Raw genomic sequence first — 18,229 nt, 5'->3', positions numbered from 1 at the left:
CTCACAGTATTCGACATGCCGGACACCAGCACTCGGTTCCGGACCGCGGCAGACCGACCGGACCTGCGGTTTCGTCGGGGTTGTCACATTCGTGCGGGCTGGTTCGTCATAGCGGTATCGGGCGGCCGCCTCATCGAGAACATCACCAATTCCGAAAGGACATCGATCATGAACGCTCCCACCACGAATTCGGTCCTGCTGCCCAGCGCACCCGAGGCCGCGACGGCCAATCGGGTTGTCGGACTGATCAATTCCGTCACCGGCACCACCTGGGCGGCGCGGGCGAAGTTCGCCGCCTTCGCGGTGACCTCCGGCATCGTGCTCACCGAATCGGTGGTCGGCGCGTACTGGGATCTGGCGCGCGTTCCGTACGTCGAGGAGACCTTCGCGCAGCTGCAATACCCGATGTACTTCGCGACGATCCTCGGCACCGCCAAGCTCCTCGCGGTCGGTGCCGTCGTGGCGCCGGGATTCCCGCGACTGAAGGAATGGGCCTACGCCGGTTTGGTTTTCGTCTACGCCGGTGCGTCGGCCTCGCACCTGGCGATCGGCGACCCGGCCGCCAAGTGGATCGGTCCGCTGGTCTTCACCGGCCTCACCCTGGTGTCCTGGGCGCTGCGGGCACCCGCCCAACGTGATCCGAAGCCGCTGTCGAAGTCCTTCGGATTCCTGCGCCGCGCGCGGGGCTGATTCCCGCACGGGCGCGGTCCCGACGACCGCGCCCGCAACTCCACTCATCGAAGAAAGTAAAGGAAGAGCAATGACATTCGACGACGTCCGTGGCGCGGTCCGTGGCGCGGTGCTGGTACCCGGTGACGAGGGATTCGACGCAGCCGCCCGCCCTTGGAATGTGACGGTGAGCCAGCCGGTGGCCGCCGTGGTGACCGCCGCCGATGCCGCGGATGTGGCGGCCGTGGTGGCGTACGCGGCCAGTGCGGGCGTGCCCGTGGTGGCGCAGCCGACCGGGCACGGCGCGGCGGGCGGGATCGAGGACGCGATTCTGCTGCGCACCGGGGCATTGAATCGGGTCGAGATCGACCCCGAGCGCCGGATCGCGAAGGTCGGCGCCGGCGCCAACTGGGGTGCGGTGCAGGCCGCTGCCGGTGCGCACGGACTGACCGGATTGGCGGGCAGCAACCCGGTGGTCGGGGTGACCGGCTACACCCTCGGCGGCGGGCTCAGCTGGTTCGGTCGTAAGTACGGCTGGGCCTCGGATGCGGTGCACGCCTTCGAGATCGTCGACGCGACGGGTGCGCAAGCGCGAGTCACGGCCGCGTCGGATCCGGAGCTGTTCTGGGCGTTGCGGGGCGGCGGCGGCGACTTCGCGGTGGTGACGGGGCTGGAACTGGAGCTGTTCCCCGCGCCGGGGCTCTACGGCGGCCGGGTCATGTGGCCCGGCACCCGTACCGCCGATGTCTTCGAGCTGTTCCAGGAGCTCACCGCCTCCGCCCCCGAGGAACTGTCGGTGTGGTTCCACCGCTTCCAGTTCCCGGACGCGCCGCCGATGGTCGCACTCGACATCGCCTACCTCGGCGACCCCGCGGTCGGTCGCGCGCTGTCGGCACCGCTGGACGCGATCGGTGGAGCCATCGCGGATAAACGCGGTGAACTGCCGATCGCCGCCCTCGGTGATATCACCGCCGAACCGATCGACCCGAGCCCGTCGCTGTCGCGCGGTGAACTGCTGACCGACCTCGGCGACGCGGTGGTGAAGACCGTGCTGGAAGGTCCGGTCGCGCCGCTGGTCAATATTCAGATCCGGCACCTCGGTGGCGCACTCGCCGAATCCCGTCCGGACGGCGGCGCCCGCGGCCCGGTCACCGAGCCGTACCTGCTGTACCTGCTCGGACTCGGACTCCCGCACCTCACGGATGCGGTCAAGGCCCGGCGTCGCGCGATCGTCGACGCGGTGAGCGGACACATCAGCGGCAAGAAGCCGTACACCTTCCTCACCCCCGAGGAGACCGCCGCCGCGGCCTTCGACGCGCCGACATTGGATCGGCTGCAAGCGATCAAACGCGCCCGCGATCCGCGGACGGTTGTGCGCGCCAACTACCCCGTGCTCTGATAACGCCGCCCCGACTACCGGCCGTATTCGACTTCGAATAACCGCGGCCGGTAGTCGATTAGGGTCACATGCCCGATAGTTCTACCCGGCCCGTGCCCATAGGGTCGAGATCATGCTCAGTCCGACATTCGGCGATATCAAGACCGCCGCGGATCGCATCGACGGTCTCGTGCGACCGCTCGTCGTCACGGCCGGTGATACGGATCTGGTGCCAGGGGCCGAGTCCTTTCTCGCACTGGAGTTCCTGCAGCACACCGGCTCCTTCAAGGCCAGAGGTGCGGCCAATCTCGTTGCGGCGCTGGTGGAATCGAATACCATGCCCGACGCGGGGCTCGTCGCGTCCACGGGTCGCAATGCCGACCTCGGATTCGTTTGGGCGGCAGGGTTATTCGGTGTCCCCGCCACGGTATTCCTGGCCGAGACGGCACCGGCCGCGATGGTATCGCGGCTGCGCGGACTCGGCGCCGAGGTCCGATTGGGCGGCGCCACCCAGGCGGAGGCGCACAGCGCGGCCCGCGCCTTCATGAACCGAACCGGCGCCATCGACGCCTACACCAGCGACGAAACCCTGACCGCGGCGGGTGCGGGCACACTCGTTCTCGAAATGGTCTCCGCTGTATCGGATTTGGACACGATTGTGGTCGCGGTCGGTGCGGGCGGCATGTTCTCCGGCGTCACCTCGGCCGCCGACCATCTCGGCATCCGGGTGGTCGGCGCCGAACCCGAAGGCAGCCAGGCCCTGCACGCCGCCCTCGCCGCCGACGCGGTACTGGACGTCGAGGTCGACTCGATCGCCGCGGATTCCCTGGGCGCGCAGCGCATCTGGTCCGCCGCCCTGGAATGGGCCTGCCTCGCCGATGTACGGTCGGTCGTCGTCGGCGACGCCGACATCATCGCCACCCGCCGACTACTGTGGGATCGCCACCGCATCATTGTCGAACACGGCGCCGCCACCGGCCTCGCCGCCCTCCGCGCGGGCGCCTACCAGCCGAACCCCGGCGAACGCATCGGCTTCATCCTCTGCGGCGCCAACACCGATCCGGCCGACCTGAGCTACACCGGCTAGTCGCCGCCCACCGTCGCGAGGCTCGGCTACCCGGGCTCAGAAGGGCCAGTCGGCGTTTCGGCCCGACTCGAGCAGCGGGATCATCCGGAACGCCGCGTCGGTCAGACCGCCGAAGGCGTGCCGGTACGGCGTGCCGCTGGGTGCGTGGCCGTAGCGGTAGCCCGCGAGATTCCAGGTGTAGAGCGGAACGGTCGCGGGCAGCGCGGTGGCGACGTCGCCGTCGGCGGCCTGTTCGTCGGTCAGGATGACGACGCGGTCGTGCGCGGCGAAGTGCTTGCGCACCGCGCCGACCGTGTCGGTGCCCCAGCCGAGGAAGTAGCCGTCGTCGCGCCAGCGTTGCACCGCGCGCAGCACCGGCTCGGCCTTGCGCAGTTCGAAGACCACGCTGTCCGGAATGGTCCGGCCGCCGTATTCGCCTCGGCTGGAGTAGGACACCACATCCGCCCGCGCGCAACGGGTGGCCAGGGCCAGGCCGAAGACCACCGCCGCGTCCCAGCGCCGGAGGGTGCCGTCGCGGGAGAAGCCGGCGTCCATGGAGCCGGAGGTATCCACCAGCACCAGGGTGCGACCGGGCAGCGCGGGCACATTGGCCAGCGAACGGCTCATCGCCTGCTCCAGCGCGTGGCCCCAGCGCAGCGACGGTGCGGCCCGGTACGCCGACAGGAACCGCATCGGCAGCTGACGTGAGCGGGCCACCTGCTCCGGATCGGCCAGCGCGGTCGCGACCTCGGCGGCGACGGTGTCGCTCACCCCGGCCTCGTCGAAATTGCGCAGGTTACGCAGCCTCGCCATGTATCCCATGGATGGGATCAGCGCCTCCCATACCGCGGCATCCAGTGGGCCCTGTAGCCAACCGGCGACCGCCTCCCAGGTCATGCCCGCCGCGCGCAGAGTGTCGCGCGCTCGCTCGGGGTTGTCGAAAAGCGCGCGACGCTGTTCGATCGGGCGATCCATCAATTCCGCGCGGGCACGCAGCACCGTCAGCTCGGCGGGCAGGTCGACGACCCGGTTGCCGTGCCGACGATCCAGCGCGTGCTCGAATACCAGTCCCTGCCAAGGCTTGTCGGCCGCGGCGGTCGGATGCGTGAGCTCGATGACATCGGCGAAGCGGTAGCCGCGGGCCGCGCTGTCCCATTTGAGTAGCGACCGCTCGTCGTACAGTCGGCGCACCGCGTCGGCGACGCCGCGCTTCACCGGCTTCGGCAGCGTGCGGCCGTACCTCGCGGTCCAGTAGGCGAGCAGTTCACCCGGCTCGTCGGCGCGCCGCAGGACCGAGTCGATCACCTGGCGGGACAGGCCCGACGCGCCCGCCTCGAGGCGGGCCTTGGCGAATTCGGCCGCGCCGACCAGTGCGGCGCTGCGCATATTGGCGTCGCCGCGCAGCCAGCCCAGGAAACGCGCGGTCCAGTCGGGGTCGGCGAGTGTGGCTGCGCGGACCAGCGTCGCGTAGCGGTTGTCGCGCTCGCCGGCGGACTCGTAGAAGGTGTTCTCCCCGACCATATTCGAGACGGCGAGGAGGAATAGTTCGCCTCGAACCGTACGCTCGTATCCGGCGCCGCCCTCGTAGGTGCGGGCCGACGGTGTGGCCTCGCTCGTGATCGGCGAGGTGGCGGCGCGACGCGGACGCGTCGGATTGAACTTGCTCATCGAATTCCCCCATGACATTGCGGAGGCTTCGCATGCGGTGGCCCGAGTTCCAGGTCGACGACGGGTTGTACCCCGCTGTGTCTTCCAATTCCACCACCGCCCCGCGGGGCGATCCGGACTCGAACCGGAACGATCTGGAGATCGGCGGGTCGGAAGTAGCCGTCGTCTGCGCACCGGGCCGGTGCACGCGAAGCCTCCCGAGATCGAAATCGCCTGCGGTATTTCCGGGAAGTGGTGAAGAAGTAACCGCCTGCTACGCACCGGGAGGTGCAATGAAGTTGTGGCGCACCCGAGTTCGAGGCGGTAACGGACCGAGGTGCCGGACCGGAGTCCGGGCGGGATTCGAACCCGCAACCTCACACCAGAAGTAACCGTTACCTGCGCACCGAGTGCGTTACGAACTGTACCGTCACGGATTTCGGGGCCGCATCTTATTTTTCACCCCGGAATCGGTGTAGGAATTGTGGTGCAGACGAGTTCGAATGCGTTGATAGTCGCCATAGGGTGCACCCGAGATCGAAATCGGCCACGGTACAAGGTGCTCTGCCGGACTGAGCTACCGGGTCATGACCCGGGCGGGATTCGAACCCGCGACCGCCCCATTGAGAGTGGAAGTAACCGTTGCCTGCGCACCGGGTGCGCGTCGAACTGTACCGACTCGAATCCGAGTTCCGCATCCCATTTTCGAGCGCGCCGAGAGATCGAGGCATCCGAGTTCCAGCGGCGACGGGATATGCTCACCGAACTGAGCGATCGGACCGAGGCCCGACAGGAGTCGAACCCGAAGTAACCGTTGCCTACGCACCGGACGCGTTGTGAAATTATCGCGACAAGACGTGCTGCGCAACCGTTTTCGACGGTGACCGCGCAGGGTATCCCTGGAATACGACCGCCGCCGGATGTCACCCCGCCGTGCTACCAATGCAATACCCCCGCTCTAGCGAAGGAACCCCATGGAGATTGTGATCGGCCAGATCGACCGCGCACTGGATATGACCGGCAAGATCGTCGACGCGGTCGACGACGGTGGGCTCACGGCGTCGACGCCGTGCGTCGATTGGGATGTGCGCACGGTGTTGAACCACGTCGTGGGCGGGATGCACATCTTCGCGGCCGAGTTGAGCGGGATCGATCCGGGCGGTGCGCACGAGGACGACTGGCTGGGCGCGGATCCGCAGGCGGCCTACGCGGCGGCGGCTGAAATCGACCGCGCCGCGTGGCATCGTCCGGATGTGCCGACGGCGACGGTGCATATCGGGCTCGGTGCGCTGCCCGCGCCGGCGGCCGCGCTGATCCATCTCACCGAGGTGCTGGTGCACGGCATCGATATCGCGGTCGCCATCGACCGGCCGGATCTCGCCGACGACGCGCTCAGCGCGGAACTGCTCACCACCATGCGCGACACGGATGGCATCGACGCCTTTCGCGCGCCGGGCGTATTCGGTGCGGAGGTCGCGATCGCCGCCGACGCCCCCGCGCACCGCAAATTACTCGCCTACGTCGGCCGGACCCGGTAACCGATGCGCAGGGCCGCTACCGGGTGTCGCCGATCGCCCGGACCGGGTGACGCAGAATGGTCTTCATCGTCTCGGCGGCGGCCTTGCGCGGGTCCGACAGGTAGATTTCGTGGTGGCGGCCGTGCATCGCCAGCCCTTCGGCGGCCATGAAGGCTTCCATCCTGGCCAGCGTCTCCGGCTCCGTCGCATACGGACCCACGTGGAGCACCTGAATCGCCATGCCCTCGGTGAGCCGTTCGAAGGTAGCGCCGGTGAGCATCTCTTCGGTGACGGCATCGGGCAGCCGGATCATCATCTTCCACCGCCATTCCTCGCGCGGCACCGACAGCGGTGGCGCGTCGGAGTCCACCCACCATAGGCCCTCCAGTTTCGGCACCACGAAGTCCCGTCCCGCGGCCTTGGCCGCCTTCTTCGCCCCGTAGGCCGCCCGGTACAGCGTCGCGACCGCCTCGGTGTACTCCGGACCTATCGGCGCGCCGATGCCGGTGGCGGTCGCATAGGCGTAGGTGTCGAAGGTGCGTAGCACCGGATCGGCCGGTGCCGTGTAGTAGTGCTTATCGCTCTTGGCCAGGTCGAGCTTCATCGGGATCTCCTCTAGCGATCGGGGACGGTGTCGAGCGTGCGGCCTCCCGCCACGGGAGGGTCAAGTCGAACCGCTCGGTGCGGTGTTTCGCCGAATCACAGCCGCACGGTGGGTTCACCCGGCGAGGCTGACCAGACCTCGGGTGTTGAATTTGCCGTAGGGAATCCAGGTCAGCCCCCAGCCGACACCGATGGCGGTGACGAGTTGCGTGATGGCGGTGAGCTTTTCGCCGGGCGTATCCGCCGTAGCGGCGGACCGGTCCAGCTGTGTCCGGGCCAGCGCCACCCCCGTCATCACCACCATGACCGCGATGGTGAGCGGCACGGTGTACTTCTCGAAGGCGCGGATCGCGTAGAAACCGTGCAGTGCGAGGCCGAGCTGAACCGCCATGATGACCAGCGCCACCACGACTTTCAGCTCCATACCGCCCCGGATGCCGATCTGCTCGAGAACGGCCAGTACGAGATCGAGCACGACCCAGGTATTCACGCCGACCCACGCCATGGTCAGCAGACCCTGCACGAGGGCGGGCGGCACGGCTCCGGGATGTGTATTCATCCATCAATTACTGGTCAGCTATGTATATTTCACTATGTGCTGACAATTAGCCGTCTCGTCGCGGATACCACTCTCGGGCTTCGGGTGGTGACGCCCGAACTCACCGGATCCCTGGACGCGGAGATCCGCTGGCTGCACACCACCGAGCTGCCCGACCCGTCGCTCTACGTCCGGCCCGGCGAGCTGGTGCTGACCAATGGCCTGTGGCTGGCGCACGTCCCGGCGGATCAGTTCGTGGACGCGGTCGCGCGGGCGGGCGCGGCCGGGCTGGTCTTCGGCTTGACGGCGCAAACCCCCGCGCTGCCCGAAGATCTGGCCGCAGTGTGTGTTTCCCGTGGGCTGCCGCTGATCGAACTGTGTATCGGGGTGCCGTTCGCCGCGCTCACCCGGGCCGCCGCCCGAATCCAGAACGAGGTGCTGCAGGCGGAATTGACCGCGACCGTGCATCGCGGGGATGCGCTGGCCGCGGCGCTCTCGCGCGGCGGCGGCGCGGTCGGTGTGCTCGAAATCCTGCGCGGTGAAACGGAATTGCCGCTGCTGATGGTCGACCGCAAGGGCCGCCGCCTGGCCAGTATCGGCTGTGAGCCGACCGATGAGCAGGTGCGGCTGGCGGCCGCCGCGCTCAACCGCACGCCACCGCCGATCGAGGTCGATCTGCTGGGCTCGGGGCCGTCGGCGCTCTATCTCGTCGAGGGCGCGATGGGGGAGATCGACGCCGGGCTGTACTGCCTGGAACCGGCCGCGAAACTCGCCGCCGCGGACCGGGAGGCGCTGGCTCAGGCTGCGCGCTTCCTGAGCCTGGAGGTGACCAAACAGCAAGCGGTACATGCCATCGAGGCGCGTTTCGGCGCCGAGCTACTGGAGATGATTCTGTCCGGGCCGCGCCGCAGCGGCGAGGTGAGTCGGCGGCTGCGCGCCTACGGGGTGGCGTCGGATCGGCCACTGGGTGTGTTCGCGCTCGCGCCAGTCGCCGATACGCCGCCCGATGACATCGCCACCGCGGTCGGCGCGTTCTTCGCCACCCACGGCATACCCGCGTTCGCCACCGCGGGCAGCCGTGATGTGGTGGCCATCTGCCCGTGGGAGGGCACCGCCGAGGGGTTGGCGCGGTTCGCCCGCGACCTGTCCGCGGAGACCGGCAGGCGGGTGCCCGGCGGCCGGATCGTCATCGGGCTCGGCGAGCTTGCCGCCGACGCCGGCGCGCTGCGCGAGCCGTTGGTACGTGCCAGGGAGGTCTGCCAGGTGCTGCGCGCCCAGGACGGTCCCGACACCGCCACCTTCGCCGATATCGCGACCTTCCGGATGCTGCTCGGTCTACTCGACGAGCGAGTCCTGCAAGGATTTTCGGATCAAGTGCTCGGCATCATCCGCGATCACGACACCCGCGCCCACACCGAACTCGAACACACCCTGCGCACCTTCCTCCGCAACGACGGCCAGTGGGCGGTCACGGCCGCCGACCTGCACGTACACGTGAATACCCTGCGCAATCGCATGGCCAGGATCACCGAACTGACCGGCCGCAACGTCAACCGCCTCGAGGATATCGTCGACCTGTTCCTGGCCCTGGCAGCCGAAACCAGCGGCCCGGTCACCGCGCCACGCACCGCAACGCGCTGACCGGATCGCACGGCGATACCGCCGCCGGGGCGATGTGATGCGCGGGCTCAGTTCGGATACACGGCGGGATCCACGTCGTAGGTCGGCAGCGGGCGGGTCGGGGTCTGCGCATCGGCTCGCGCCCAGGCCGCCACATCTCGGCAGCGGGCGAAGGTTACGTCACCGCACTCCTTGGCGTAGCCGATGAGGTTGCGCAGGGCCATGATCCGGCCCGGCCGCCCGGTGAGGAACGGGTGCATGCACACGTTGAACAGGCAGCCGTAGTGGCGCATGCCGTCGAGTTCGGCCCGCCACATCTGCTCGACTTTGACCGGTGATTCGATGACCGATCCGATGCGCGGTTCGGGCAGGTACGCGTACTGCTCCCAGTCGTCGAGCGACCAGTGCACGGGCAGCTCCGCGACCGGCCCGTGCGCGCTGTCCACGAGGTAGGGCCGGTCGTCACCCATCAACGAGGAGTCGTAGGCGAGCCCGTATTCGGCGACCAGGCCGAGGGTTTCGCGGCTGGCGCTCCACATTGCCGCGCGATGCCCGGCGATTTCGATATCCTGCGCCGCGAAAACGTCCAGTGCGCGTTCGAAATCCGCGCGTTCGCCACCTGCCGGCAGCGAGGTGGGCGGCCGGTGGCTGTAGGAGTGGTGCGCGACCTCGTGCCCACGATCGACGATCGACCGCGCCAGACCCGGACGTTGCTCCGCCACCCAGCCCGGCACGAAGAACGTCGCGGGAACGGCCATGAGGTCGAGCAGATCGAGGATCCGCGGCACGCCCACATCCGGTCCGTACGACTGATGCGACATCACCATCGGCTGATCGGCATAGTGGCGCCCCTCCACCAGAATGGGCGTCTCCGCGTCGACGTCGAAGGTCAGCGTCGCCACCGCCGCCGCGCCGCGGGTCCAGTGCTGCTCGCTCATCAACTGTTGCGCGCGCGCCATGCCGCGGTGCTGTCCAGGGTGGCCATGGGGTGCAGCATCTCATGGTCGAACGACGCGAGTTCGGCCCCGGTCTCGACCCGGCGCGGCAGGTCCGGATTCGCGAGAGCGCCCGTACCCAGCGACAGCACATCGGCATGTCCGCCGGTCAGCGTATCGGCGGCCTGGGGCAGGACGTGCATTCCGCCATTGGCGATGACCGGGCGGCCGGATATGTCACGGGCCAGCTGGGTGATGGTCGCTCCACCGGGGAATTGCGCGGTCTCCAGGAAATTCCGGCCCTCGCTGGCAATGTGCAGGTAGGTGGCATCGGCCACCGCCGCGAAGACGATCCGCGCGTCGGCCTCCGCGCCGGGCCAGCGGTAGGTGAAGTCGTTGACCTTGGTCTGCGAGAGCCGGACGCCGATCGGGAAGTTGCCGAGCGCGTCGCGCAGGGCCCGCAGCACGCGCGCGGTCAGGCGGATGCGGTTCTCGACCGGCCCGCCGTACTCGTCGGTGCGCTGGTTGGTGTAGTCGGTGAGGAACTGGTCGAGCAGATAGCCGTTGGCCGCATGGATTTCGACCCCGTTGAAGCCCGCCTGCCGGGCATTCTCGGCCGCCGCGACATAACCCGCGACGACATCATCGATATCGCGCGCGGTCATTTCGCGGGGTGCGTTCCATGGTCCGCCGACGCCGCCGTAATCGGACATCATCTGCCCGCGCGGCTGGACTGCCGACGGTCCGATGGTCTCGAACCCGTAGGCATTGCCCTGCGAGATGGCGCCGGCGTGCATCAGCTGCGCGACGATCGGAGCCCCGGCCGCGTGCACGGCGTCGACCACCGCACGCCATCCCGCGAGATGCCGCCCGGTGACCAGACCGGGCTGATTGAAGTACCCCTGGCTGTGGACCGGATCCGGGTAGATGCCCTCGGTAATGATCAGGCCGAATCCGCCCGCCGCATACTCGCGGTAGTACTCGGCCATCTGCGCCGTGGGGGTGCCGTCGGGTTCGGCGGAAATTCGCGACATCGGTGCGACGGCGAATCGGTTGCGTAGCGCCAGGGTGCCGAGGTCGAACGGCTCGAGCGCGGGATGGGCCAGTTCAGTGCTGGTCATCGATGGTCTCCTCGGTAATCGGGGGAAGGATGGTCAGGGCCAGCGGGGTGGGCCCGGCTCCGTTGATGACGTTGTGGTCCTGTGGGCAGGCCGAAACGACCACCAGACAGTCCATTTCGGCTCGGACGGTGATCGCGTCCCCGGGTGCGGTGGCGGCCGCGAGCCAGGACAGGCTCTCGTCCGCGGCGACCGGGATGCGCATGAAGATATTGATCGGCTGCGGAATGCACGGCAGCCCGCGGTGTCCCAGCTCGGCCATGGTCCGGCGCAGATTGTCCGCGCAGTTGTCGTGAGCCGGATCGCCGTATGCCGCATAGCGTTCCGGGTCGCAGGCCGCGATAAGCATGTCGTGCACACCCGGGGAGGTGTCGGCCAGATAGGTGAGGATCGGGCGACGCCGGTTGGTCACGAAGGATTCGCCGAGGGCAGGAAATAGCCTGCTGGTGTGGGTGCGGGTATGTGCGGCACTGTGGTGTTCGGTGATGTCGTGGGCGTTGTAGGCGAACACGTCGCCCACCTGGCCACCATCGATATCGGTGATCCGCAAACGCTCGCCGGCGCGCAAGGTCACCGACCGGGCCTGTCCGGCCGGTACGGTGACGGGCTCCGGATAGCTCAACGCTGTCATGCCGATCAGTCAACCGAACGGCAGCCACTCCACGTAATGGACGAGTGCACAGCCTTCTCGCGATTCGATGGATGTTCGTACATGTCGAAGCGGGAATATGTCTCGGTAGCGTGCTGTCGAAGCATTCCGTACCCGACGATCGGAAGTACCCACCCATGACCACCGCCACCGCCATGGCCGAGGCTCTCGTACGCGGCGAGGTGACATCGGCGCAGCTGGTTGCCGATGCCGTCGACCACGCGCGGCAGCCGGATTCGGCCGCGGTGATGATCACCGTCACCGGCGAGCGCGCGGGATATCAAGCCGAGGCCGGTAATCGCCGCCGCCTGCGCCGCACGCCCCGCAGCCCGCTCGACGGAATCCCCATCGCGTGGAAGGACGTATTCGATATCCAGGGCACCGTCACGACGTGCGGCTCGGCCAGCCACCTCCACGACGTATCCGCCGCCGTGGACGGCCATCTCATCCGGCGCGCTCACGACGGCGGACTGGTCACCGTCGGCAAGACCAATCTCAGCGAATTCGCCTTCTCCGGACTCGGGATCAACCTCGTCTTCGGGACACCCGCCAATCCCGTCGACCCCGAACTGGTCCCGGGCGGCTCCTCGTCCGGATCGGCGGTGGCCGTGGCGCGCGGCATCGTCCCGCTGGCCGTCGGCACCGATACCTCGGGCTCTGTGCGCGTACCCGCCGCCTACTGCGGGATCGTCGGATACCGGGCCAGCCCGGGGCGTTACGGCCCGCACGATTTCGCGCCGCTGTCCGCGACACTCGACAGCGTCGGTATGTTCGCGACGACCGTGGACGACGTCATCGCGCTGGACCGCGTGCTCGCCCCGACCCGCACCGATCGTCGATCGCTGCCACCGCGATTCGTCGTCCCCGCCGGTGAGTGGACGGAGGACACGGAACCCACGATTGCCGCCGACCTGGCCTCCGCCATAGCCGAATTCCGTTCCGCCGGAGCCGATATCCGCTTCTGCCGACTGCCTTCGCTGGCGGCCGCCCAAGAGCTGATGGACAGCAATGGCACCATCGTCGGCGCGGAGGCATTCCGACTGCACGGCCACCGCCTCGACTCGACGATGCCGATCGAGCCCGCCACCCGGCGCAGACTCGAAAGCAACACGCACACGGCCGATTCCATTGCTCCCGTCTACGCGGAGATGTCCCGACTGCGCGCCGAGTTCGCCGCGGAGCTCGGTGCTGCCACCCTGCTGTGCCCCACCGTCCGTCATGCGCCGCCGCGCCTGGCCGACCTCCGGTCCGATCCGGCCCACTACGACAGCGTCAACGCCACCACCCTGCGCACCACGATGGTGCTCAGCTACCTGGGTAGCTGCGGAATCACGCTCCCCGCAAAGGTTTCGGGGAGCCTGCCCGGTACCGGTCTGCTGCTTTCGCGGCCATCCGGACACGACAGCGCACTGCTGGCCCATGCGGACTGGGCGCAGCGTGTCATTGCGGGTAGAGCCGGCGCGCCGCACGGCGATACCTCACGACGCGGGTGACCGCACCCGGACGCCAACCGCCCGGTGTGCTCTGATCAAGTCGACCCCACGTCGTCAGCCGCGGGCTGCCTGCCATGCCTCGAAATCGGCGATCGCTCGCGCCGAGTCTGTCAGCACGTCTCGGTCTTCCTCGATTTCGAGTTCGCCGGACTTGTGCAGAGCCTCAGCGCTGTCGAGCACAGCGTCGAGGAAGTCCTCCAGGGGCGATACATCGATCTTCGCCTTGCGGTGCCATACTTCGACGTTCCCCTTCTTCAGCCGGATCTCAGGTCGAACGTGGTATCGATACCGGTGAAGGACCGCTGCCCCTTCCCTGCGTCAGCAAGGACACGGGTATCCCAGAGGAGTTGGGTCACCTGCGGATAGACCATCATTCGTTCATCAGGGGACCTGGAACCGCGAGTGGTGGCTGTACCCATGCTGCCGGTGATATCCAAGTGCCCCAACGAAAATCCGCTGTGTGGCGGGTCATCGTCGACTGAGAAAACGAAGGTGACCATTCCAGTTGCTACCTAGGGTCGGGAACATGGTGTGGACTCTATCGCCGTCGCGATGTGCTTCCACCCGTACTTCGAGTTGCCGTCAGCGGTGAAGGTTGTAGTTCAGGCCGGTTTCGGGTCGTGTTGTTGCCCGGGAAAGCGGAGGGGTAAGTCACCTTGCCCGTGCCATATGGTTCCGCCCCAGAGGTCGGACGCCGCGGTAGCGACGGTGCTGCCCTGTTCGGGATCGATCAGTTCCGTTGGAGTACCGACGAGGTCGATGACTGACCCAGAATTCGCGGTCGGTTGAGGCTTGCGCGGAATCACCCTCCCCGCAGCGGTTTCGAGGGGGCTGCCCGGCACCGGCCTGCTGCTTTCGCGGCCATCCGGACATGACAGCACACTGCTCGCCCATGCGGACTGGGCCAGCGTGTCATTGCGGGTAGAGCCGGAGCGCCGCGCGATGATACCTCACGACGCGGGTGACCCCATCGATGCGGCTATACACCAATATAATTGCAGGACAACGACTCCCGAGGCATCCACAACTTCACGCCGCGGAGTTCTCGATCTGCCACAGCGGCTGGACCGCGAGAGGATCGAATCGCCTACCGTCCGGTGTGCGTACGGCGCCGAATCGATAGAGCCCACCGACCCGTAATGCGGGTGCGGTATCGCGACCGTAGACGCCGACCGGATTGGCGCGAACGGAGGCGCGGTCATCCCCGAGGTCGACGAGAATGTCGCTGATCGAGTGTTGAAACCAGGTGAAACCTTCATCGTTGCGAGCGGCCTGGGCGATCACACGGTCGCGGCCGTGAGCGGTGCCGCCGGGCGTTGTGGCAGTGGCGTCGGCGGTGAAGATCGACCGCAGGTCGTCGATCCTGCCCTCATCGAGGGCGGTGCCGAGTCGGGTTATCAGCCGCGTGATTTCGGCTTCGTCCCGCGCGTTATCGGTCACGTCGCCCGCCGACTTGCTCGCACGCGATCGCGCCGAACGTAACCAAGGTAAGGGTCGCCGCGGCGAGAGCCGAGCACCGGACGAGCCGATTGAGGACAGTCGTGTTCATGGATCGTGACAGTGCATCCGCAATGCCCACGCGCTGTCCTTCGTGGAACCCCCGTGGGTCGGCCGGCCCGAGTGGCGTTCTGAATCGGAGCGCCGACTACCGTGAGTATGACGGTATACTGCCGGTATGTCCGATATGACTACCATCAAGGTGCCCAAAGCGGTCCGGGATCGACTGCTCGAGGTTGCGGCGTCGAATGGGCTGACCCTTGGACAGGCGCTCGATTATCTGCTCGGCAAGGTCGGTGCGCGGCCGAAGCCCACTGTGGGGGGCTATCGCAGCCAACGTCCACTCTCGGCCGAGGAGATCGACCGTGAGCTCCGCCGGGGTTTCGGGGCCTAGATGACAATAATTGTCGATACGAGCGCGATTCTCGCCTTGTTCGACGAGGCATATAGCGAGCACAAGCAGCTTGCTCAGATCATCGACAAAGCCGACGAGCGACTTGTGGTTTCGCCGATGATCGTCGCCGAGGCGGACTACATGCTCTATACCAGGCTCGGTTCCCGTGCGGCCCATGATTTTGCCTCGGATGTGGCGGGGGGAGCGTACGACTTGGCAGCGTGGACATCCAACCATCACGCCGCGGCGGTGGCCGTCACCACGAAATACGACCAGGACTATGTAGGCATCGCGGACGCCTCGAATGTGGTTATCGCAGATCGGGAACGCACCAATCGAATCATGACGCTCGACCAGCGCCACTTCCGGACGCTACGTCCACTGTGGGGTTTCGACAGCTTCGTTCTCTTGCCCTACGATTCCTAGCCTTACCGTTGGTGTTCGCGAATTATCGCTGGTCACCGCTGCCAAGAGGGCGAGTGATCGGTCTCGGGGCCAGGAATCTCGGATTTCGTCGGGGGCCAAGAATGCTTACGTTGCTTCCAGCGCGGAACTAATTGGTGAGGACAGCTTTTCGATGTTCCCGGCGTGGGTCTCGACCTCGTCCGGATCGATCGATACCTGTGATTCCCCTACCGAACTCCCCAATCAGGTTGTGCGCCAAGCAGGGAGTTGCAAACCAGTGTGATGCCGAGCCCACCCCGTTGCGGCCAACTCCAACCAACCGCCAAATCCTGTCCAAACAGTTGCCGGGCCGTCGCCGCCCCCTCGGCTGTCGGCGGACGGGACTGGCGGATCCATTTCGGTGCGGGGCAGTCCCACGGGATGGTGTCGAGAATCGACTGCCCGCGGTGATCGCGTCGAACAGTACATGTTGGCCCGACCGATGAGTCGGGCTCACTGCGCGTAGATCGCCTATCGGTTTGCGAAATCGGACGCCCGAGCGTTGAAGCGGTCGGGATCGCTGGAGCGACGCGATGACGCCCACACGGGTGGTAGAGGTGCGCCCTCGGTGCCTCGACCCCGGCGGGCGTGAGAGGCTGGAAGGGTGAATCGGCTCGGGAGCGCGACCTCACCCTATCTGCGCCAACATGCGGACAATCCCGTTCATTGGCGGGAATGGGACGCTGACGCGCTGGAGGAGGCGCGCCGGCGGGATGTGCCGATCCTGCTCTCCGTCGGGTACGCGTCCTGCCATTGGTGCCATGTGATGGCGCACGAGTCGTTCGAGGACGAAACGACCGCTGCGGTGATGAACGACCATTTCGTCTGTATCAAGGTGGACCGCGAGGAGCGGCCCGACCTGGATTCGGTCTATATGAACGCCACCGTCGCGATGACCGGCCAGGGTGGCTGGCCCATGACCTGCTTCCTCACCCCGGACGGCGAACCCTTCTACTGCGGGACCTACTACCCGAAGCTGCCGCGCGGCGGCATGCCGTCGTTCACCCAGCTGCTCACCGCCGTCGCCGAGACCTGGACCAACCGGCGCGAGGAGGTGCACCAGGCCTCCGCCCAGGTCACCGAGGCGCTGCGGGCGCAGGCGGCGGGACTGCCGGACGCCGAATTCACCATCACCGCCGAACTTCTCGATCATGCGGTGGCCGCGGTACTGCACGAGGAGGATCCGAAGCACGGTGGATTCGGTGGCGCACCGAAGTTTCCGCCGTCGGCGCTGCTGGAGGGTCTGTTGCGGAGCTGGGAGCGCACCGCCGATCCGGCGGTCCTGGCGGTGGTGCACCGCACCGCCGAGGCGATGGCCAGGGGCGGCATCTACGACCAGCTGCGCGGTGGCTTCGCACGCTATTCGGTCGACCCCGCCTGGGTGGTACCGCATTTCGAGAAGATGCTGTACGACAACGCCCAATTGCTGCGCGTCTACGCGCATGTGGCACGCCGCGCGCCCGCCACGGACCGGCCGTCGTCGGCGTATCGGATCACCGCCGAGACGGTGCGGTTCCTCGTGGACGATCTGGGTACCGAGCAGGGCGGCTTCGCCTCGGCGCTGGATGCCGATACCCACCTCGAGCCCGGCGGTCCCGGTGTCGAGGGCGCGACGTACGTGTGGACGCCCGCGGAACTGGCCGGCGCGCTCGGTCCCATCGAAGGTGCTTGGGCCGCCGAGGTTTTCGGCGTGAGCACGGCGGGCAACTTCGAACAGGGCACCTCGGTGCTCACCCGCTACACCGATCCCGAGGACGTTGATCGGCTCGAGCGGGCCCGGGCCGTCTTGCGCAAGGCACGTGACGGCCGACCGCAGCCCGATCGCGATGACAAGGTGGTCACCGCCTGGAACGGCATGGCGATCACGGCCCTTGCCGAGGCGGGCGCCGCACTCCGGCAGCCGGATTGGGTCGCGGCCGCGGTCCGGTGCGCCCGCTTCCTGCTCGCGGAGCATGTGCTCGACGACCGGGTGCGCCGCGCGTCGCTAGGCGGTGCGGTCGGCGCCGCGCCCGGCATCCTCGAGGACTACGCCTGGTTGTCGACCGGCTTACTGGCATTGCACCAGGCCACTGGCCAACTCGAATGGCTCGAGCACGCACAACGGCTGCTGGACAAGGCAATCCAGCATTTCGCCGATCACGAGGCGCCGGGCAGCTGGTACGACACCGCTGACGACGCCGAAACCCTCGTCACCCGTCCCCGCGACCCGATCGACGGCGCCACCCCGGCGGGCGCCTCGGTCCTGGCCGAAGCCCTGCTCACCGCCGCCGCGTCCAGCGCCCCCGAAAAGGCGTCGCGTTACCGTGAACTCGCCGATCAGACCTTGCGCCGGGGAGCCGTCGTGCTGGCTCGGGCCCCGCGCTCGGCGGGACAGTGGCTCACCGTCGCGGAGGCCGCGTTGCGTGGCCCATTGCAGGTCGCCGTCGCCGTACCCGCCGTCGGCAGCGCCGGGACGGCACCGGATCTGGTCGCTGTCGCCCGCACGGAGGCGCCGGGCGGCACGGTCGTCATCGCCGCGGCCCCCGATGCCGTACCGCTGCTGGCCGACCGTCCCACGGTCGGTGACGCATCCGCCGCCTATGTCTGCCGCGGCTCGGTCTGCGATCTCCCGGTGACCACCGCCGACGAATTGCGCGCCGCGCTCCGGCGGTAGTCCCGGAC

17 protein-coding genes are annotated in these 18,229 nt (G+C 67.6%); 9 read left to right on the top strand and 8 right to left on the bottom strand.

Going from position 1 to position 18,229, the window contains the following annotated elements; translation table 11 throughout:
• The first annotated feature begins 168 nt into the window (after nucleotides 1–168).
• From AB0H61_RS35200 to AB0H61_RS35190, 3 genes are all read left to right on the top strand, one after another.
• The gene (locus AB0H61_RS35200; RefSeq protein WP_357312203.1) at nucleotides 169–690 is read left to right on the top strand and encodes a DoxX family protein; all 522 of its coding nucleotides are present in this window, start codon (nucleotides 169–171) and stop codon (nucleotides 688–690) included.
• Nucleotides 691–760: 70 nt separating this feature from the next.
• On the top strand, nucleotides 761–2,068 hold the full coding sequence (locus tag AB0H61_RS35195; RefSeq protein WP_357312201.1) for an FAD-binding protein: 1,308 nt from the start codon (nucleotides 761–763) through the stop codon (nucleotides 2,066–2,068).
• Between the two features lie 112 nt (nucleotides 2,069–2,180).
• Nucleotides 2,181–3,134, top strand: coding sequence for a pyridoxal-phosphate dependent enzyme (locus AB0H61_RS35190; RefSeq protein WP_357312198.1), 954 nt, complete (start codon nucleotides 2,181–2,183; stop codon nucleotides 3,132–3,134).
• Between the two features lie 36 nt (nucleotides 3,135–3,170).
• Here the strand turns inward: AB0H61_RS35190 and AB0H61_RS35185 are convergent, their stop codons facing one another.
• Nucleotides 3,171–4,781 (bottom strand): TROVE domain-containing protein, encoded by a 1,611-nt coding sequence (locus AB0H61_RS35185; RefSeq protein WP_357312196.1) that lies wholly within the window; start codon nucleotides 4,779–4,781, stop codon nucleotides 3,171–3,173.
• A gap of 953 nt (nucleotides 4,782–5,734) precedes the next feature.
• Between AB0H61_RS35185 and AB0H61_RS35180 the strand changes: the two genes are divergently transcribed.
• Entirely contained in the window at nucleotides 5,735–6,298 is a 564-nt protein-coding gene (locus AB0H61_RS35180) for a TIGR03086 family metal-binding protein (RefSeq protein ID WP_357312193.1), read from the top strand.
• Between the two features lie 16 nt (nucleotides 6,299–6,314).
• On the opposite strand, the gene AB0H61_RS35175 is transcribed toward AB0H61_RS35180, so the two are convergent.
• Entirely contained in the window at nucleotides 6,315–6,881 is a 567-nt protein-coding gene (locus AB0H61_RS35175) for a GyrI-like domain-containing protein (protein ID WP_357312191.1), read from the bottom strand.
• Nucleotides 6,882–6,995: 114 nt separating this feature from the next.
• Nucleotides 6,996–7,439 (bottom strand): cytosine permease, encoded by a 444-nt coding sequence (locus AB0H61_RS35170; RefSeq protein ID WP_357312189.1) that lies wholly within the window; start codon nucleotides 7,437–7,439, stop codon nucleotides 6,996–6,998.
• A 36-nt stretch (nucleotides 7,440–7,475) separates the two neighbouring features.
• Here AB0H61_RS35170 and AB0H61_RS35165 point away from each other — a divergent pair, with 36 nt between their 5' ends.
• Entirely contained in the window at nucleotides 7,476–9,059 is a 1,584-nt protein-coding gene (locus tag AB0H61_RS35165; protein WP_357312186.1) for a PucR family transcriptional regulator ligand-binding domain-containing protein, read from the top strand.
• A 47-nt stretch (nucleotides 9,060–9,106) separates the two neighbouring features.
• On the opposite strand, the gene AB0H61_RS35160 is transcribed toward AB0H61_RS35165, so the two are convergent.
• Genes AB0H61_RS35160 through AB0H61_RS35150 form a run of 3 tightly spaced genes read right to left on the bottom strand, consistent with a single transcriptional unit; the run spans nucleotide 9,107 to nucleotide 11,722 of the window.
• Complete coding sequence (locus AB0H61_RS35160; protein ID WP_357312183.1) at nucleotides 9,107–9,997, bottom strand: polysaccharide deacetylase; 891 nt, start codon at nucleotides 9,995–9,997, stop codon at nucleotides 9,107–9,109.
• The gene (locus AB0H61_RS35155) at nucleotides 9,976–11,094 is read right to left on the bottom strand and encodes an NADH:flavin oxidoreductase (RefSeq protein ID WP_357312181.1); all 1,119 of its coding nucleotides are present in this window, start codon (nucleotides 11,092–11,094) and stop codon (nucleotides 9,976–9,978) included. The genes AB0H61_RS35160 and AB0H61_RS35155 overlap by 22 nt, the downstream gene beginning before the upstream one ends.
• On the bottom strand, nucleotides 11,081–11,722 hold the full coding sequence (locus tag AB0H61_RS35150; RefSeq protein WP_357312179.1) for an urea carboxylase-associated family protein: 642 nt from the start codon (nucleotides 11,720–11,722) through the stop codon (nucleotides 11,081–11,083). The genes AB0H61_RS35155 and AB0H61_RS35150 overlap by 14 nt, the downstream gene beginning before the upstream one ends.
• A 155-nt stretch (nucleotides 11,723–11,877) precedes the next feature.
• On the opposite strand from AB0H61_RS35150, the gene AB0H61_RS35145 reads away from it, so the two are divergent.
• Nucleotides 11,878–13,233, top strand: coding sequence for an amidase family protein (locus AB0H61_RS35145; RefSeq protein WP_357312177.1), 1,356 nt, complete (start codon nucleotides 11,878–11,880; stop codon nucleotides 13,231–13,233).
• Between the two features lie 54 nt (nucleotides 13,234–13,287).
• Here the strand turns inward: AB0H61_RS35145 and AB0H61_RS35140 are convergent, their stop codons facing one another.
• Together AB0H61_RS35140 and AB0H61_RS35135 are read right to left on the bottom strand one after the other, a co-directional pair.
• Nucleotides 13,288–13,413, bottom strand: a complete 126-nt coding sequence (locus AB0H61_RS35140; RefSeq protein ID WP_357312174.1) for a hypothetical protein — start codon at nucleotides 13,411–13,413, stop codon at nucleotides 13,288–13,290.
• An 849-nt stretch (nucleotides 13,414–14,262) separates the two neighbouring features.
• Nucleotides 14,263–14,673 (bottom strand): nuclear transport factor 2 family protein, encoded by a 411-nt coding sequence (locus AB0H61_RS35135; RefSeq protein ID WP_357312172.1) that lies wholly within the window; start codon nucleotides 14,671–14,673, stop codon nucleotides 14,263–14,265.
• Between the two features lie 235 nt (nucleotides 14,674–14,908).
• Here AB0H61_RS35135 and AB0H61_RS35130 point away from each other — a divergent pair, with 235 nt between their 5' ends.
• From AB0H61_RS35130 to AB0H61_RS35120, 3 genes are all read left to right on the top strand, one after another.
• Nucleotides 14,909–15,124 carry a hypothetical protein gene (locus tag AB0H61_RS35130; RefSeq protein ID WP_357312169.1) on the top strand — a complete coding sequence of 72 codons (216 nt, stop codon included), beginning with the start codon at nucleotides 14,909–14,911 and terminating at the stop codon, nucleotides 15,122–15,124.
• On the top strand, nucleotides 15,125–15,550 hold the full coding sequence (locus AB0H61_RS35125; RefSeq protein ID WP_357312166.1) for a PIN domain-containing protein: 426 nt from the start codon (nucleotides 15,125–15,127) through the stop codon (nucleotides 15,548–15,550).
• Nucleotides 15,551–16,172: 622 nt separating this feature from the next.
• Nucleotides 16,173–18,221 (top strand): thioredoxin domain-containing protein, encoded by a 2,049-nt coding sequence (locus tag AB0H61_RS35120; RefSeq protein ID WP_357312164.1) that lies wholly within the window; start codon nucleotides 16,173–16,175, stop codon nucleotides 18,219–18,221.
• Nucleotides 18,222–18,229 lie beyond the last annotated feature (8 nt).

It is taken from the genome of Nocardia sp. NPDC050710, assembly GCF_040654375.1.
Classification (GTDB): Bacteria; Actinomycetota; Actinomycetes; order Mycobacteriales; family Mycobacteriaceae; genus Nocardia.
The sequence above is the reverse complement of the archived record's forward strand: the minus strand, read 5'-3'. Positions and strand labels throughout refer to the sequence as shown.

Bases quoted from the DNA above. Each gene is read 5' to 3' on its own strand.
- AB0H61_RS35200 (WP_357312203.1), top strand. From the start codon at position 169: ATGAACGCTCCCACCACGAATTCGGTCCTGCTGCCCAGCGCACCCGAG.
- AB0H61_RS35195 (WP_357312201.1), top strand. From the start codon at position 761: ATGACATTCGACGACGTCCGTGGCGCGGTCCGTGGCGCGGTGCTGGTA.
- AB0H61_RS35190 (WP_357312198.1), top strand. From the start codon at position 2,181: ATGCTCAGTCCGACATTCGGCGATATCAAGACCGCCGCGGATCGCATC.
- AB0H61_RS35185 (WP_357312196.1), bottom strand. From the start codon at position 4,781: ATGAGCAAGTTCAATCCGACGCGTCCGCGTCGCGCCGCCACCTCGCCG.
- AB0H61_RS35180 (WP_357312193.1), top strand. From the start codon at position 5,735: ATGGAGATTGTGATCGGCCAGATCGACCGCGCACTGGATATGACCGGC.
- AB0H61_RS35175 (WP_357312191.1), bottom strand. From the start codon at position 6,881: ATGAAGCTCGACCTGGCCAAGAGCGATAAGCACTACTACACGGCACCG.
- AB0H61_RS35170 (WP_357312189.1), bottom strand. From the start codon at position 7,439: ATGAATACACATCCCGGAGCCGTGCCGCCCGCCCTCGTGCAGGGTCTG.
- AB0H61_RS35160 (WP_357312183.1), bottom strand. From the start codon at position 9,997: ATGGCGCGCGCGCAACAGTTGATGAGCGAGCAGCACTGGACCCGCGGC.
- AB0H61_RS35155 (WP_357312181.1), bottom strand. From the start codon at position 11,094: ATGACCAGCACTGAACTGGCCCATCCCGCGCTCGAGCCGTTCGACCTC.
- AB0H61_RS35150 (WP_357312179.1), bottom strand. From the start codon at position 11,722: ATGACAGCGTTGAGCTATCCGGAGCCCGTCACCGTACCGGCCGGACAG.
- AB0H61_RS35145 (WP_357312177.1), top strand. From the start codon at position 11,878: ATGACCACCGCCACCGCCATGGCCGAGGCTCTCGTACGCGGCGAGGTG.
- AB0H61_RS35130 (WP_357312169.1), top strand. From the start codon at position 14,909: ATGTCCGATATGACTACCATCAAGGTGCCCAAAGCGGTCCGGGATCGA.
- AB0H61_RS35125 (WP_357312166.1), top strand. From the start codon at position 15,125: ATGACAATAATTGTCGATACGAGCGCGATTCTCGCCTTGTTCGACGAG.